At 41.5% G+C, this 14,584-nt stretch carries 19 protein-coding genes; 15 read left to right on the plus strand and 4 right to left on the minus strand.

Annotated elements, in window-relative coordinates; all coding sequences use genetic code 11:
• Positions 1 to 79: 79 nt before the first annotated feature.
• From I5M19_RS11930 to I5M19_RS11950, 5 genes are all read left to right on the plus strand, one after another.
• Entirely contained in the window at positions 80 to 1,138 is a 1,059-nt protein-coding gene (locus I5M19_RS11930; protein ID WP_200066555.1) for an ImmA/IrrE family metallo-endopeptidase, read from the plus strand.
• A 1-nt stretch (position 1,139) separates the two neighbouring features.
• Positions 1,140 to 1,598 carry a hypothetical protein gene (locus tag I5M19_RS11935; protein ID WP_200066556.1) on the plus strand — a complete coding sequence of 153 codons (459 nt, stop codon included), beginning with the start codon at positions 1,140 to 1,142 and terminating at the stop codon, positions 1,596 to 1,598.
• A 303-nt stretch (positions 1,599 to 1,901) separates the two neighbouring features.
• Complete coding sequence (locus tag I5M19_RS11940) at positions 1,902 to 2,600, plus strand: multiubiquitin domain-containing protein (protein ID WP_200066557.1); 699 nt, start codon at positions 1,902 to 1,904, stop codon at positions 2,598 to 2,600.
• Complete coding sequence (locus tag I5M19_RS11945; RefSeq protein WP_200066558.1) at positions 2,575 to 3,759, plus strand: ThiF family adenylyltransferase; 1,185 nt, start codon at positions 2,575 to 2,577, stop codon at positions 3,757 to 3,759. The genes I5M19_RS11940 and I5M19_RS11945 overlap by 26 nt, the downstream gene beginning before the upstream one ends.
• Complete coding sequence (locus tag I5M19_RS11950) at positions 3,740 to 4,177, plus strand: DUF6527 family protein (protein ID WP_200066559.1); 438 nt, start codon at positions 3,740 to 3,742, stop codon at positions 4,175 to 4,177. Before I5M19_RS11945 ends, I5M19_RS11950 begins: the two co-directional genes overlap by 20 nt.
• 204 nt (positions 4,178 to 4,381) lie before the next feature.
• Here the strand turns inward: I5M19_RS11950 and I5M19_RS11955 are convergent, their stop codons facing one another.
• The 4 genes from I5M19_RS11955 to I5M19_RS11970 all read right to left on the minus strand — a co-directional run bounded on the left by I5M19_RS11955 (position 4,382) and on the right by I5M19_RS11970 (position 7,942).
• Positions 4,382 to 5,623 carry a hypothetical protein gene (locus I5M19_RS11955; protein WP_200066560.1) on the minus strand — a complete coding sequence of 414 codons (1,242 nt, stop codon included), beginning with the start codon at positions 5,621 to 5,623 and terminating at the stop codon, positions 4,382 to 4,384.
• A gap of 56 nt (positions 5,624 to 5,679) precedes the next feature.
• On the minus strand, positions 5,680 to 6,723 hold the full coding sequence (locus I5M19_RS11960; protein WP_200066561.1) for a Fic family protein: 1,044 nt from the start codon (positions 6,721 to 6,723) through the stop codon (positions 5,680 to 5,682).
• A 247-nt stretch (positions 6,724 to 6,970) separates the two neighbouring features.
• Complete coding sequence (locus I5M19_RS11965; protein WP_200066562.1) at positions 6,971 to 7,411, minus strand: hypothetical protein; 441 nt, start codon at positions 7,409 to 7,411, stop codon at positions 6,971 to 6,973.
• 345 nt (positions 7,412 to 7,756) lie between these two features.
• Entirely contained in the window at positions 7,757 to 7,942 is a 186-nt protein-coding gene (locus tag I5M19_RS11970) for a DUF3606 domain-containing protein (protein WP_200066563.1), read from the minus strand.
• A 216-nt stretch (positions 7,943 to 8,158) separates the two neighbouring features.
• On the opposite strand from I5M19_RS11970, the gene I5M19_RS11975 reads away from it, so the two are divergent.
• From I5M19_RS11975 to I5M19_RS12020, 10 genes are read left to right on the plus strand one after another with little or no spacing between them, the layout of a single operon-like run.
• Entirely contained in the window at positions 8,159 to 8,737 is a 579-nt protein-coding gene (locus tag I5M19_RS11975) for a single-stranded DNA-binding protein (protein ID WP_200066564.1), read from the plus strand.
• A gap of 40 nt (positions 8,738 to 8,777) precedes the next feature.
• Positions 8,778 to 9,845 carry a DUF932 domain-containing protein gene (locus I5M19_RS11980; RefSeq protein WP_200066565.1) on the plus strand — a complete coding sequence of 356 codons (1,068 nt, stop codon included), beginning with the start codon at positions 8,778 to 8,780 and terminating at the stop codon, positions 9,843 to 9,845.
• Positions 9,846 to 9,886: 41 nt separating this feature from the next.
• Positions 9,887 to 10,402 carry a hypothetical protein gene (locus I5M19_RS11985; protein WP_200066566.1) on the plus strand — a complete coding sequence of 172 codons (516 nt, stop codon included), beginning with the start codon at positions 9,887 to 9,889 and terminating at the stop codon, positions 10,400 to 10,402.
• An 11-nt stretch (positions 10,403 to 10,413) separates the two neighbouring features.
• Positions 10,414 to 11,085: a hypothetical protein gene (locus I5M19_RS11990; RefSeq protein WP_200066567.1), complete on the plus strand. Its 672-nt coding sequence runs from the start codon at positions 10,414 to 10,416 to the stop codon at positions 11,083 to 11,085.
• Positions 11,086 to 11,096: 11 nt separating this feature from the next.
• A complete protein-coding gene (locus tag I5M19_RS11995) occupies positions 11,097 to 11,651 on the plus strand; it encodes a PRTRC system protein E (protein WP_200066568.1) in 555 nt (184 codons plus the stop codon).
• Between the two features lie 19 nt (positions 11,652 to 11,670).
• Positions 11,671 to 11,886 carry a PRTRC system protein C gene (locus I5M19_RS12000; RefSeq protein WP_091169425.1) on the plus strand — a complete coding sequence of 72 codons (216 nt, stop codon included), beginning with the start codon at positions 11,671 to 11,673 and terminating at the stop codon, positions 11,884 to 11,886.
• A 2-nt stretch (positions 11,887 to 11,888) separates the two neighbouring features.
• Entirely contained in the window at positions 11,889 to 12,065 is a 177-nt protein-coding gene (locus tag I5M19_RS12005) for a hypothetical protein (RefSeq protein ID WP_200066569.1), read from the plus strand.
• A gap of 11 nt (positions 12,066 to 12,076) precedes the next feature.
• Positions 12,077 to 13,024 (plus strand): hypothetical protein, encoded by a 948-nt coding sequence (locus I5M19_RS12010; protein ID WP_200066570.1) that lies wholly within the window; start codon positions 12,077 to 12,079, stop codon positions 13,022 to 13,024.
• Complete coding sequence (locus I5M19_RS12015; protein ID WP_200066571.1) at positions 13,021 to 13,737, plus strand: PRTRC system protein B; 717 nt, start codon at positions 13,021 to 13,023, stop codon at positions 13,735 to 13,737. The genes I5M19_RS12010 and I5M19_RS12015 overlap by 4 nt, the downstream gene beginning before the upstream one ends.
• The gene (locus I5M19_RS12020; RefSeq protein ID WP_200066572.1) at positions 13,734 to 14,537 is read left to right on the plus strand and encodes a PRTRC system ThiF family protein; all 804 of its coding nucleotides are present in this window, start codon (positions 13,734 to 13,736) and stop codon (positions 14,535 to 14,537) included. The genes I5M19_RS12015 and I5M19_RS12020 overlap by 4 nt, the downstream gene beginning before the upstream one ends.
• The last annotated feature ends 47 nt before the right edge of the window (positions 14,538 to 14,584 follow it).

Genomic DNA, 14,584 nt, shown 5'->3' on the forward strand with positions numbered 1-14,584 from the left:
GAAAATAAATTTATGAAAATAGTTGTTTACAAAAAACAGTTTTTGTATATTTGTCTACACCGAAACAGAAAGAAAACCAATGGAACAAACATTTGCCACCAACCTCACGCGCGCAAGACTGCTAAGAGGTCTATCAATGGAAGAACTGGCATCTATGGCAAATTGCTCTAAGCAGGCGATCAGTCACTACGAAAGTGGATTGAGGAGGCCCGACAGCAGTATGCAATTATCCATAGCCGATGCCTTAGAAAAAGACATTGACTATTTTTACAATGATGCGAACGTAGCATTTAACCTGCACAATGTTAATTACAGGGAGGGTATGCTGTTAAGCCCTGCTCAAAGAAGTAAAGTTGAAGAACTTGCCAGCGCCCGATTGAATGATTATCTGGAATTGGAACGTATCGCCAAAGAACTGGTTGCGTTTCAAAATCCGCTGGAAGACATCATTATCAACAATACGTTTGAAGCGGAAAAAGCCGCGAAGCAGCTACGGAAAAAATGGAAACTTGGAGAGGAACCGATCTATAATATTTCCGGCTTTCTGGAGAAAAAAGGAATCAGGATCTTAAAAATTGATTTTGGTTTCCACTACAGCCATGAGGGCTTGTCCGGGTGGGCAGAAGAAAAAAGAGTGCCTGTTATTATTCTTAATGCCAGGCAGCAAGATTTGGCAAGGGTTAGATTTACGATCCTGCATGAACTCGGGCATTTACTGTTAGAAATTCAAGAGAGCCTGGATATGGATGATATTGAACGTATTTGCGATGCTTTTGCTGGTGCTGTATTATTACCTGCTGAAATATTGGAACAGGAGTTTGGCAAAAATAGGACGGCTATCTCCATGCCGGAATTACGACGGATAAAGGAAATCTATGGTATTTCTATTAAAGCGATAATGGTCAGAGCCAGGGTAACAAAATTAATTACTTACGAATCCTATCAAAAATGGCTTACCGCGGATTATCCTGACGCTGCATATGGGCAGTATAATGGTACGGAAGAACCTCAGAAATTCCTGCAAATGCTTTACCGTTGCCTAAGTGAAAAGAAAATAGGATTTGATAAGGCCGCTAAACTTTCAGGCTGGGATGAAGCTGAATTTAGGCAAATTTATAAACAACAAGTAGAGTTTTAAGATGAACAATATCGTTATAACAGAGATTCAACTGGCCGCAACTTTTTACAGGTCAGGGCTACTTAAATATTTTAACAGTGATGAATTAGCATTTCACATTACGGACATCTGTTATAAGCATAAGATATTAGCAATCAATAACGATAAGTTGACGGCGCAAAAGATGGTTGACGCCGGCTTGCTTAAAGTTGTGACCCTGGATGAAAGCCAGATGGGCGAAGTAGACCGGCTTCATCATTTTTACAAACCGCAGTTTATTGTTAAAACAGTAACTGCACTTGTATTAGCGCAGCAAACTGGCTACAAGCTGTTAAGCCAGGATGATCTGCTCAGGGAGACGGCAGCACACGATTTTAAAATCAGGGCTATTAATAAAGGATGGCTTATTGAAATTTTAGTAAACGAAATCAGAATGATGGGAGAAACGATAGATGTAGACTTAGTAAAGCAAATTATATAAAAAAAAGCCACGGCAGAAATTACCATGACTTTGTTAATTCGATTAAGACCAAAGCTTTACAGGCTCTTGACTTAAGGTAAGAATGTTCTTGCACTTCAAACTTACCTTCTTTTTCGCAATTCTGCAAATCCTCTGAGTGTTTTCAACCGAATAAGGCATAAAAATGCCTATTTGAGCGTGTATGGTTGAATTTAAAATTAAAAAAAAGTAAAAAAGCAATTTTCATTTCCTGGTAATACCAGCCTGCGCTACAAAAATGATATGTAGGGCCTTATTCACTTTTTAAATTTTAATAATATTATCATGTCAAATGAAAATAAAGGGGGAGCGCTTACCCCAAAATTAGCGCAAGCTTTGCAATTTTTTATAGAGGGTAAAGAGTTTGAAACCTTCCATCAGTACCTGACGGGGGCTCAGTTAAAAGAACTGGCCAGTATCCCACTGGCAGTTAATTTGTACTTAGCAGTGCAAGCGGGTTATGAGCCTGAATTGATCGGTAATGAAAAAGAAGTTGATCTTGCCCGTAAGGATATAGAGCAATTCTTTGTCAAAGACAAGCTTAAATTTACCATCAATAGCGAACCCTTTACCTGGTACGAACAATATATTTCCGGCAAGCAAATTCGCGTCTTGGGTAAAATTGCAGCGGCGGATGAGATATTTTTGCAAGTTCCGCCGCCTTATCATAATGAACTCATCACTGACGATAGGGAGGTCGATTTGGCGTTGCCGGGCAAAGAGAGTTTTATATCAAAAGCGCAACCGTTCGAGGTTACGCTGATTGTTAATGGGCAACCTAAAAAATGGAAAGAGAAAACCATCTCTTATGACCAGGTGGTGATTTTGGCTAAGCAGGATGACCCCTCCACCGGGGAAAAGGCCTATACTATTACGTACTTTGATGGGCCACCGCAAAACCCTAAAGGGGAATTAGCTAAGAGTCAGATTGTTTTTGTAATTAATGAAATGATATTCAATGCAACAGCAACTGATAAGTCTTAACCCTGATTTGAAGCAACTCAGGGATGAGGGGTATGAAATTGAAATAATTGGTGGATACGTATGTATCCACCACATACCTTATGTAAATAGCAAGAAGGAAGTGAAATATGGTAAACTGATCACGGATATTACCTTAATTACACCAACTCTTGCAGATAAGCCGAAAGACCACACGGCTTTTTTTGTAGGTGAACAGCCTTGCCATCTAACGGGTGAATCGATGTCCGAAATAATTAATCTTGCGATACAGAATAAACCCTTGACAGAAAAAATCATCGGGAACTTTTACCTGTCAAGCAAGCCCAAAAGTGGCAATTACGCTAACTTTTATGATAAGTTCTCGCGTTACATCTCGTTGATCTCCGTAGCGGCCAGGGCCATTGAGCCGACAGCTACAGCGCGTACTTACAAACCGATGAGCGATGATGAGGAGAATAGTGTCTTTCAGTATTATGATACCAACTCAAGCCGGGCAAACATCATGCAGTTAAACGCTAAGTTTAAAACACAAAAGATCGGGATTATAGGCCTCGGTGGCACCGGTTCGTACATTCTGGATTTTATGGCGAAGACCTGTGTGGCAGAGATACATCCGTTTGATGGCGATGACCTAAAGGTGCATAATGCTTTTCGAATGCCGGGCGCGGCATCGGCAGATGATTTGCAGGCCAGAATGAAAAAAGTCGATTATTTCGAAGCTTTATATTCAAAAATGCACAAGGGAATTAAGCCGCACGCCGTTTACATTACGGAGGAGAATAAACACCTGCTCATAGGCTTGTCGTTTGTATTCATTTGCGTTGACAAAAATAGTGTGAGAAATGCGATCATTCAAATCCTGCTGGCGATGAATATTCCGTTTATTGATGTGGGCATGGGTGTAAGGGTGATCGGTGATAAATTGACAGGTATGACAAGGACGACTGTAGGAACACCTGAAAAAAATGAACATTTAGCCAACAGAATCTCAACCGAAGATACGGACGATAACGATTACACGACCAATGTGCAAATTGCAGAATTAAACGCATTTAATGCCATTTCAGCAGTGATCAAGTGGAAGAAAATGGTTGGGTTTTACCAGGATTTGCGCCATGAATACCATTCAACTTATTCTTTAAATGTAGGAGAGATCATCAATGAAGAAACTAAGGCATGAGTTTGTGCAGTATATGCCTGAACAACAGGAGGAAGGTGTTATTTATATCTCCATGAAATACCGACTGGCCGTACACAAATGTGTGTGCGGCTGCGGTAATAAAGTGATCACGCCTTTTTCTCCTACGGATTGGGAATTGCGCTTTTATGGCGATAGCATATCATTAAGCCCCTCTATCGGAAATTGGAATTTCGACTGCCAATCACATTACTGGATAGTAAAAAATCAGATCAGATTTGCAGGGCGCTGGAGTGAACAGCAAATCAATGATGGTAGAAAACGGGACAAAAAACGCAAGGGCAATTTTTACGCCGATGATACAGCAATCAAACCAGTGGAGGTGATTGTAACACAGCCTGTTGTTAAATCCGGATGGAAGTTGAAAAGGCTGAAATCATTCTTTAGCTTTTTATCATAAAGTAATTAAAAATACGGAAAGGAGGTATATAAGATGAGCAAAATAACAGTGAAAGTAAATAAAAGTGCCGTTACCGGTAAATTTGTTTCTAATCAACAGGTCAAAAGTAGTCCTAAAACGACCTACGTGCAAACCGTTAAGAAATCCAGGTAATTGAATTATTAACAATTCTTAAATAGCTATAGCGCCATGCTATGGCTATTTTTATATATTATAAAATAGGTGGTGTAATTCCACAAACTTAAACTCATCTGATGGCAAAACATGATGGGACAGGAAATGACTGGCAGAAATTTTTTGAAAGCCTTTACGATAAGATGGATGTGCATTGATGGCAGTATCCGCTTCTGTTAATACGTTAGTCAGGCTTTTGTTTTTTACAAAAGTAATCATGATACCGTAGTTCTCCCGCCAGGTTAGGTAGCCTAATAACTGATCAATAGTTTCTCCGTATAATTTCTGCCCGCCCCATATTTTGCATTCGCACACCAGGATATTCCCTTTGGCAATATTTAGATAAATATCAGATTTGCCTTTGGCGTTAAACGTCTCACCTGTTGCTTTACCTTGAAAGACGGTGTTCAGTCCGACCAGTAAGATATTACGAAAATCATTTTCACCGCTATTCTCAAACGATGCGGGCGTTTTCTCAAACTGGCTTCCCTGGTTGTCGAGGATGTGTATAATGGCCAGTACATCCTCTCTTTTTATGCTATAATTTTCGGGCTGGGTGGGGTTCGGTTTTACTTTCTGCACGAGGGGTTGCGTATCCAATTGAATACGTTTAACAACGTCGTCGTCTTTCTTTTTTATCGGGATGCCTATTTGTTTAAACAGCGAATTATATTTTTCTTTATCGGCCGTTAGCTTGGTTTTTCGGCCCTCTATTAACCCCTTGATTTTCTGCAATAACATCGCATTTTCAGTTGTAACTTCAGTTTCAATGATATGGATGTGATTGTAAACATATTGCTTTAACCTTTGCACCTCGTTAATAACCCAAGTGTCGTCCCGGTTAAAGGCATATCCTTTTATGTCGATAGTAAACTCAGCGGTATTTCGTTTCCAATTTACTGCTTTTGTACTTCCACCCAATGAAAACGTTGATGGCCGCATATTTAACAAAGCAGAAAGATGGGCATTATGCACTATAGGAATGGTAACATGGATCGATTCATATTCGTAAGGCAGGTCACCTTCATCCCGGTAAGAGTCTTCGCGCTGGTCAGCCCGTATAATCCTTACCTCATTTTTTTGTTCAAGTGTTTCAGTTCTTTCCAGATCTATTTTTACGGGATCGTAGTGTTTATTTGAATAGTAGTAATCCGCTAATTCTTCTGTAGTCGTTCCGATAATGGTGGAATCAGGCTCTTTTAAAATTTGAAGCTTTATGTCTTCAAGAATCTTATTGTATGCATCGGAAAATGATGCTCTTATTGTATACATATCATAGTCAAATGAGCCGGTATGAGCCGATAATACCCGATAATGAGCTAATAGTTTTATAAAATATTATAATTCGTTCCCGGCCCTGCACCCTGTTTTTCAATCAATTTCTTTTCAACTAACTCAGCCAATATTCGTTTCATGGTTGGGCTGGAAATATCCAGTTTCTTAGCGATCTCGCTCGATTTAATGCCGGGATTACTTTCAATAATAACCAATACGGCTGCGTCTCTTTTGGTAATGCTTCTTTCCACTCCATGAGTGCTTAATTTGGTCAACAAGGAAGTCTGTATATTCTTTAAAGAATTCAGGAAAAATAGTACCCAAGGCGTTATATCTTCGCCGGGCCGTTGTGCCTGGCAGCTTCTAAGTACACGGTAATATTCTGTTTTTTGGCTTTCGATCTCGTGTTCTAAACTTACATATTGAATCCACTCGTAGCCATATTTACGCAATAACAATGTTGCCAATAACCGGCTTAAACGCCCGTTGCCATCCTGGAAGGGATGTATCGTTACAAACTCGTAGCTGAATAAAGCGCATTTAATTAATGGATGCGCAGTATTATCTTTATCATGCCATTCCACTAATGCACGCATTGCTTCCTCTGTGGCAAAGCCGGGTTCCGCAGTTTGGAAAATGATTTGCGTTGTTCCATCCGGCATGTTGGCTTGAACCGCATTGCTGGCTTGCTTGTAATCCCCTTTATGCCATTGATCTTTTTCACTATACCGCATCAATTGATTGTGCAGGTTTTTCAATCCATTTTCTGAAATCTGAATGTTGCTATAATGTTCACCGATTAAATCCAGCACTTCAAAATAACCCACCACTTCCTGCTGGTCTCTTTCCTGTAGTCTTGATATATCGATATTTTTTAAAAGCACGTCAACCTCAGCATCGCTTAGTTTAGAGCCTTCGATCCTTGTTGATGCACCCACACTTCTAACAGTTGCGATAGACTTTAATTCTTTTAAACTTTGGCCTTCCCTACGCTCTATGGCAGTCCAGGCTGCATCGAACCGGTCAATTTCGCTTAATAGGGTGATTAATTCCCAATTTAAATCAAGGTTTAAAGTATGGACGCTTACGTTACTCATGAATCAAAGGTACAAAATAATTAAAACAAAATGATCCGATATGAGCCGATAATATCCGATAATGAGCCGTTACAATAAAGGATTTTAATAGCATGTCCGGTTTCACAATCAGTCATGAACTTGGTCATTACAAATTGACGCTGTCGCAATATTCGATTAGAGATTCTTAATGTTAATCCTAAGAAAAATATACCATTTAGGATTAAAAGTTCGCAACTTTCGAATCGGCGTTTACAAGAAGATTCGACTAAAGTTTTTCTATAGTTTTTTGCTCCTCGTCAGAAAACCTAACGTGTTTCGACAAATCTTTCACCATATTCCTGGCGAAAACAGCACCGGGTGATCCACTTTTCATTACGTCATCATCGCCTAAGTCAACCTGCTCCCCGTAGATTGCTTTCTTTAAATCCCTCCGGTGATTAACTTCTTCCATTTTACCCTTCAATTTTTCAACCAGAGTAAAGTCAGGTTCGCCATTTTGTACCAGGTCAGCAAAATCTTTATAAGGCGCAAGGCTTACATTGATTACTTTTTGCATTACTTCTCCCCATTGCAGTACTTCCCGAACAGAAAACTCCTTATTATTTTGCGACTGCATTTCCATCACCATCGCCAGGAACATTTCCGGTGTTCCGTTCCAGCCGGGTTTAAACTTGAATAGCTTCAGAAAAAATGAAAATAATCCCATCTCTTTTTTTTAAGGTAATTATCCTTTGTTATGGTAAATATAAGTATTGCCTGTATTGTTTGCTACCCGTCAACTTCAATTTCCGCTCCAATTATGGCACCCCCTTCGGGCCCGGCTATTCGCTGTATCTGCTTCGCAGGATGCCGCTGCTATCCATGGTGCATTTAATACATAAGCACTTTTACTTTGTGCAAGAGCTTATGCAACGGGCAGAATAAAAAACGGCAATAGGAACAGCATTTGTTGACCACGCTTCATTTCATTCGCCGGGTCAAGCTACATTTGTCCTATCTCCGTATTTTAAGAATTATACGTTTGAATAAAAACGGGCTATACGTCGCAGGGTTACTTCCTGCTATTCTTTTTGAGATAGGATTCCACATCCTTTGGAGAGTTACCCACCGCATTAACAGCCGCTTTCAATTTAGCTTTGGTTACATCAAACTTATCGGCCCAGGCCCTTAAATTCTTGTCCTCGCTCATATTGATTACTTCGGTAATACCGCTACCGGTTGTTTGAGTACGTTCCATAATTAATTAGGTTCAATTTACAAATATCCGCCTGGATAAATCACATTATTTCTACCGGCAAAGGTAAGTTTTCTTTACCGGCTGAGGTCGTTATCGCCTTCGGCTCCAATGGCATTTTTTTATTTAATCAATGAATATTTTTAGTCGAAACGGGTAAAAAGCGCAGCTAAAATCAAGCCCGGTGTTGTCGTTGGGTTCGCAAGAGACTACGGCATAATGAAAAGCTCGTATCCTCGCTTTTCACCCTTCGGGACTTATTCCGTTTCCTCTTGCCCGGTTGCCGGGCTTTACGATTTGCTTTCTTTTTTCCCTTTTTCTTTTAAAAATAATCAATCAGGGCAAGGCGGCGAAAGGAAAAGCAACGCAAATAATTATTCATTAAAAATTTTAAAAATTATGTTATTCACAGGAAGATTAACCGCAAAAGCAGAAGTTAAAGCGGTAAAAGGGGACAAACAGGTAATCAATTTTACCGTAGCCATTAACCAAAAATGGAAAAACAAAGCGGGAGAAAAAAAGGAAAAAACCGCATTCGTTGACTGCGCTTACTGGCGCAATTCAGGTATTGCCGAATACCTCATCAAAGGTGCAGTAGTGGAAATTTCGGGATGGATGGAAGCGCAGGGCTACCAAAGCAAAAGCGATGGCATAAAGGCGAGGCTGAATTGCACCTGCGACACCATCAAGCTGTTTTCCCTGACCGCCAAAAGCGAACAGGCAACAGATACCAAAACCAAAAAAAAGGTAACAGCAGGCGCAGGCAACCAGCCCGATGAAGACGACCTCCCATTTTAATTCCAACCATCCAAATTTTTAACCATCAAATTTTAATAACATGGCACACGACTTAAATTTCAACAACGCAACTCAATCATACAGTTTTTTCAGCGTAAAAGAAAAAGCATGGCACGGGTTAGGCAAAATAGTAGAGCAATACCCAACAAGCGCAGAGGCGATAAAATTCGCAGGGCTTGACTACACCGTAGAAAAACGCCCTTTATTTACCTATGACAGCGAGAACCATACAGGCGACCCTGAAACGGATTTATTGATACCCGAAATCGAAGTGCCTAACTACTTCGCTACCATCCGCACCGATACCGAACAGGTGTTAGGGGTAGTGGGCAAAGACTACGAAATCGTACAGAACATCAACGCATTTGAATTTTTCGATGCTATCGTAGGTGGCGGGGATGGTATCCTATACGAAACCGCAGGGGCTTTAGGCAAAGGCGAGCGCATTTTTATTACCGCCAAACTGCCCGGCTACATCCGTGTAGGCAAGGACGATTTTATCGAACAATATTTAATGCTCACCACTTCGCACGATGGTTTCGGCAGTATCACCGCAGCATTTACCCCCGTGCGTGTCGTTTGTCGCAACACGCTAAATGCAGCTATGCGCAATCATAGCAATGCCATTAAAATACGCCATACTGCCTCGGCAAACGACCGCCTTAAACAAGCCCATACCCTAATGGGTATCAGTTCCAATTTGGGCGCAGAACTGCAAGGGCTGTTTAACCAATGGTCACAGGTACGCATCACCGATAAGGAAGTGAAAAAGCTGATACAAATTGCAATGGCCCCTAACAGGGAAGTGCTAAAAAACCTCGAAGCTGGTAAGGACGATGAACTGTCAACCACCTATACCAACATGGTAGATAAGGTGTACGAATATGCTTTAAGCAGTCCGACCCAACAAATGGAAACCACCGCAGGAACTGTATTTGGCGCATACAATGCCGTTACGGGCTACTTTCAAAATGTCCGCAATTACAAGGACGATGAAGCCAAATTCAAATCCATCATCGAGGGTACAGCCAAACAAAGGGCGCAAACCACATTCGACCTGTGCCGTAATTTTTCAGCCATTGGCGCAAATGCATTAATCCTTAACTAATCCAAACGGGGGAGCAATCCCCCTTATTAAATCATCAAATTATGACACGTTCAAACTTATATATCACACTCAGCAACGGCGAAAAACTCATTTGTGTCGCCGACAGTAGCAGCACACCCGAACAGGGCTACATCGTTGAAAACTTAATCATACCGCTTTTATCATTTTCCAATGCTGAACATGAACTGGCATTGCTGAACGAACATTGCACCATGAACGACCAACGGATAAATGCCGACTACCGCTATGAAATTGATTTGCCAAAGCAAACCGTAGCATTTTACGATGAACTGTATTTTTTTAAAACAGGTGTCTTTCGCAAAGGGGAAAACCTCACCCGCAGGTATATCGCATACCTTGAAAAAATCCAAAATCAAACCGTAAAGGATATGTTTAAAGGCTATTCTAATCAAGCCCTAATTCAAAAAGCAAACAGCTTGCCCGACTTTAAATGGGATGACGAGGGTACAGAGTTACGACAAAGAAGCCTGCTATCCAACGGCGCATTCATTTATACCATTCGTGGCAATTCATTAATCATACTTAAAGACAACTAAAATCCGAAGCCATGAAACAAATAACATTGAAACTATATAGCTTTAACGAACTGGACAAGGAAGCCAAAGGAAAAGCACTCACCACGCACCGGGATTTGAACGTAAACTTTGATTGGTGGTACGATGAATTTGAGGATTTTATAGAACTGTGTTCCCGGATAGGCATTGCCGTTATCAAAGACAAAATCAAATTCAGGGGCTTTTATTCACAGGGGGACGGTAGCGGGTTTTCGGCTAAAGTGGATATACTTAAACTGATAACCGCCATAGAAAACCAGTCCTGGAAAGACTATGCACCCCTACAGGAATTTCCATTTACCGCGCCCGATATTGACCGCAGGGTATTACCGCTATTGGCAAAGGATATACTACCCAATGAACCGCAGATTATCAGCAGGTCACAGTATTACGGCGTAGTAGTTGACTTAGGTATTTACGTAGTCAATGAGGACGGCAGGGAACACGATAACGTTTTTGAGGAACTGGATAAACTCGAAGAATGGCTACGCAAAATTGCCGAAGCACTAAACCGCTATCTCTACACCACCCTTGAAAAACAATACGATTTTCTATGCAGTGATACCGCCATAAAGGAAAGCATTCTAAACATGGAATACCTGTTTACCGCAGATGGCAGGTCTGCAAACTATCTGGAGCAATTAACAAAAAGAAAAACACATTAATCTTAAAAATCATGACCACTAACTTTTTTCAAAATATAGCAAACCTTAACGTTCCCGGCATTTGGAGAATAGGGATTAGCACAGACGAAAACGGCAACGTCAAAATAACAGGCTTGTTTAACATCCATAACAACGGCACACAAGCTGCCAAAGTCGTACCGCCCTTTATTATCAGCGGGACAGCTGAGGAAATGGATAATTGCTTTTTTGACACCATCACCAAACCCGTACAGGAAACAGCCGGGGTTTTTCATAACATGGAAGATTACCGCAAGGGATTGGATAAGGCAAAAAACTTATCCAAAGCATCCACCACCAAACAAACAGCCACCACGAGCGGAAAAAGCCCCGATTATGAAATGCCCGACCCGAAAGCTGAAAAGAAAAAGGCATACGATGCGACCCTGAAAACCATAGGCGAGTTACAGGCAGATTGTAAATACGAAGAAGCCATAGAACTTTTACCAACCGCTGAGGATTACCCCGAAAAGGAAACGGAGCTCAAAAACCTACGAACCGAACTCAACCGCAAAAAGGAACAGTTAGCCCAAATCAAATTATTCTAACCTCTAAAACGACAAGATTATGTTTAGCGACTTATTACCACGGGTTTTTATCCATAAGGAGAACGGGCAGGAAATCACCCTGACCGACCCCGATATAAACCTTAGCCCCGATGAGGTATGCGATTTTTACAGCACCCTCTATGCCATACTCACCACTGCCAAAATAGTCGGGCCTGAGTTTAAGAATGACAAAGCCGAATACCAGTTTGTCACCACATTAGGAACAAAGGGATAACTATGAAAGATAAATCAAAGGCAGGCTTTATCAGCCTGCCTAAATCAAAAAGACAATGCAAACTATACCATCAATTAGGAAAATTCGCAGAAAGCCTCAACGAATTGCCCGACACGCAGGCGGTACTAAAGGACAGGGTAAAATCAGCCCCCTTGCCTCATGTTCCAATGGTTTTTTAAACCACAGCTTTATGCCTCTTTGTCAAAAGCAAACCAAACTCCCTACAAAGGAAACTGCGGAAACTGCTTATTTTAAATCGGTTGCCGACCTGTGCAAAGTTCATGGTTTACAACCCTTAGATACAGTGCATTTACCCTATCCCTATAACATCCTTTTAACCCATAGGGATATTTGTAAAAAGCTGAACAGGTTGCCCTACGATACCGAATTGTTTATCATCCGAAGCGAATTAGACAATACAATTGCTTTAGCCACCAAACAGGTTTACGAGGTGGGTAACACGCTTTATTATATCCCTGTTATCCCGCTTTTTCGCTTTTTACGGCGTAAGGAAAACAAAGCAAGCGGTACGTTACTGCTTGCCGTCTTGTCCTATTTATACAGGGAAGCAGGCATCCCGTATTACAGGGACGAGGGCAATTTTATGTACGATGAATACGAAGCGAACAAGCAGTGTTTTTTAGAATGCCTGAATGAATCGCCCGATGACTACGAGGAAGATATATCCGACATTATCAGGAATGATGTATGCGGGGACATCATGCAACGCAAAATTCATAACCGTTACCACTTGGATAATTTTGCCCGAACCATTGACCAGTTCAAACCCCGAAATGCTTTTGACGAAGAATGTTTATTGGTGGCTAAAGAAGCTTTAGCCCTATATCTTGAATTTCCGAACAGTTCTGTTTTTCAGCATATTGAAGAAGCCGAAGATTGGGATGAAGTTGCCATCCCTGAAACCTATATTTCCTTTATAGGGGATAGCAAGGGATGGGTATATGAAACCATCGAACGTCAAATCAATGATTACTTAGGGAATTTCGCTGAAATGCTTTTACCCACCAAAGTACAGGTATTTGATGGCTCTACCACCGAAAAAGGAACGCTTGAATTTGAACACCGCCTTTTTGAATTGATAACAGACCTCTGCAATATTTTATTTGAATTACCATGAGAGAGAATATAACCCAACAGTTCGGGCATTTATACGAACCGTTAAAAGCCCTGTTAATTTACAGGAACAGCGAAAAGAAAAGTATTTACGTGGAAGCATTTGACATGGATCAGCAGGGTAAGCCCATCAATGCCCACCCTTTGACCGTGCAGGAAAGTATCACATTAGCCAAAGCCTTAGATACTTCCGAAGATTTGCAGACCAGCTTTTTAGACCCCATCGGATTAATGCCCAAAAATGTATTGTATATCAACCGGGGGCGCAACGCCTACGCCTTATGGCATACCCCGACCCAAAAAGTAAGGCTGTTATTTAAAGACGGTTTATCCATCCCCAACGGTGAAGCCTATGTACCGCCGATGGTATGGAAAGCCCAGCGTAATGCCCTGTACGTCTATGCGCTGAATAGTGATGAACCGTTAACTCTTACCACCACTTTGAGCCAGGCTCCCTATTTTAATATTTACGGGGACGGCAAGGTTTGCCTCGGTAACGTCAGCATCCAAATTCCAAAGGATTGCGGACTGGAAGAATTTATGCGCCTATGGCAGATTTACTTTTTCAACAGCTTTTTCAGCCATTCGCTCGGTGGCGCAAGCCCTGTAAAGGGCAACATCGTACAGCTTTGGCAAAAATTGGTGAACACCGATGAACCCTTTCCCTTAGAAAAATTGAACCCGATTAAATCAACAATTAAAGACCTGCTAAAATGAAAACTTTACCCGCCATACACTTTACGGATACCACCTTGCTTGACCCAACAAACCCCATAACCGTTAACCTGATAGGGGCAGGCGGGACGGGACACCGTATGCTCACCGAACTAGTCAGGATGCACATTTCCTTACTGGCGTTCGGTAAACCCGGATTGCAGGTTAATCTCTTTGATGATGATATAATTACCGAAGCGAACAGGGGCAGGCAAATGTTTGCCCCGACAGAAATCGGGCATTTTAAATCTGTAATCCTGATAAACCGTATTAACCGTTTTAATGGCACAAACTGGAAAGCCGTACCCGAACGTTTCAGCACCAAGACCCTGCACCTTTTACCCAATACAGGCAAAGCAAATATTTATATTACCTGCGTAGATACTGCAAGCGCAAGATTTGATATTGCTGGCGCATTGAGAAAGGTTTGCAGGGACAGCCGTAACGACCGCGCCAAGCCTTTCTACTGGATGGACTTGGGCAACAGCCGTTTTACAGGGCAATTGGTATTATCTACCCTCGATGAAATCAAACAACCCGAATCGGAACGCTTCAGGCCAGTAGCCAGCCTGCCAAAGGTAACCGATGAATTTAAGGACTTGTTAGAGGAAGTGGACGACAAAGATGAGCCGAGTTGCTCCCAGGCCGAAGCCCTCAGAAAACAGGATTTATATATCAATACAGCTTTAGCCGTTTACGGTGCGGAACTGCTATGGCAGTTACTAAGCGATGGCATGATAGAACATCGGGGCTTATTCCTGAACATTAAAAAGTTTAAAACCACACCGCTCAAAATAGTTTAATACTATCTGCTATGAAATCATCATGAGCCTAATTTTTCCACCGATAT

The sequence above is a fragment of the Mucilaginibacter segetis genome, from assembly GCF_016522075.1.
GTDB classification, from domain to species: domain Bacteria; phylum Bacteroidota; class Bacteroidia; order Sphingobacteriales; family Sphingobacteriaceae; genus Mucilaginibacter; species Mucilaginibacter segetis.

Bases quoted from the DNA above. Each gene is read 5' to 3' on its own strand.
- I5M19_RS12010 (WP_200066570.1), top strand. From the start codon at position 12,077: ATGCCTCTTTGTCAAAAGCAAACCAAACTCCCTACAAAGGAAACTGCG.
- I5M19_RS11990 (WP_200066567.1), top strand. From the start codon at position 10,414: ATGAAACAAATAACATTGAAACTATATAGCTTTAACGAACTGGACAAG.
- I5M19_RS11975 (WP_200066564.1), top strand. From the start codon at position 8,159: ATGAAAAGCTCGTATCCTCGCTTTTCACCCTTCGGGACTTATTCCGTT.
- I5M19_RS12020 (WP_200066572.1), top strand. From the start codon at position 13,734: ATGAAAACTTTACCCGCCATACACTTTACGGATACCACCTTGCTTGAC.
- I5M19_RS11960 (WP_200066561.1), bottom strand. From the start codon at position 6,723: ATGAGTAACGTAAGCGTCCATACTTTAAACCTTGATTTAAATTGGGAA.
- I5M19_RS11935 (WP_200066556.1), top strand. From the start codon at position 1,140: ATGAACAATATCGTTATAACAGAGATTCAACTGGCCGCAACTTTTTAC.
- I5M19_RS12005 (WP_200066569.1), top strand. From the start codon at position 11,889: ATGAAAGATAAATCAAAGGCAGGCTTTATCAGCCTGCCTAAATCAAAA.
- I5M19_RS11930 (WP_200066555.1), top strand. From the start codon at position 80: ATGGAACAAACATTTGCCACCAACCTCACGCGCGCAAGACTGCTAAGA.
- I5M19_RS11950 (WP_200066559.1), top strand. From the start codon at position 3,740: ATGAAGAAACTAAGGCATGAGTTTGTGCAGTATATGCCTGAACAACAG.
- I5M19_RS11980 (WP_200066565.1), top strand. From the start codon at position 8,778: ATGGCACACGACTTAAATTTCAACAACGCAACTCAATCATACAGTTTT.
- I5M19_RS11970 (WP_200066563.1), bottom strand. From the start codon at position 7,942: ATGGAACGTACTCAAACAACCGGTAGCGGTATTACCGAAGTAATCAAT.
- I5M19_RS11955 (WP_200066560.1), bottom strand. From the start codon at position 5,623: ATGTATACAATAAGAGCATCATTTTCCGATGCATACAATAAGATTCTT.
- I5M19_RS12015 (WP_200066571.1), top strand. From the start codon at position 13,021: ATGAGAGAGAATATAACCCAACAGTTCGGGCATTTATACGAACCGTTA.
- I5M19_RS11965 (WP_200066562.1), bottom strand. From the start codon at position 7,411: ATGGGATTATTTTCATTTTTTCTGAAGCTATTCAAGTTTAAACCCGGC.
- I5M19_RS11945 (WP_200066558.1), top strand. From the start codon at position 2,575: ATGCAACAGCAACTGATAAGTCTTAACCCTGATTTGAAGCAACTCAGG.
- I5M19_RS11940 (WP_200066557.1), top strand. From the start codon at position 1,902: ATGTCAAATGAAAATAAAGGGGGAGCGCTTACCCCAAAATTAGCGCAA.
- I5M19_RS11995 (WP_200066568.1), top strand. From the start codon at position 11,097: ATGACCACTAACTTTTTTCAAAATATAGCAAACCTTAACGTTCCCGGC.
- I5M19_RS12000 (WP_091169425.1), top strand. From the start codon at position 11,671: ATGTTTAGCGACTTATTACCACGGGTTTTTATCCATAAGGAGAACGGG.
- I5M19_RS11985 (WP_200066566.1), top strand. From the start codon at position 9,887: ATGACACGTTCAAACTTATATATCACACTCAGCAACGGCGAAAAACTC.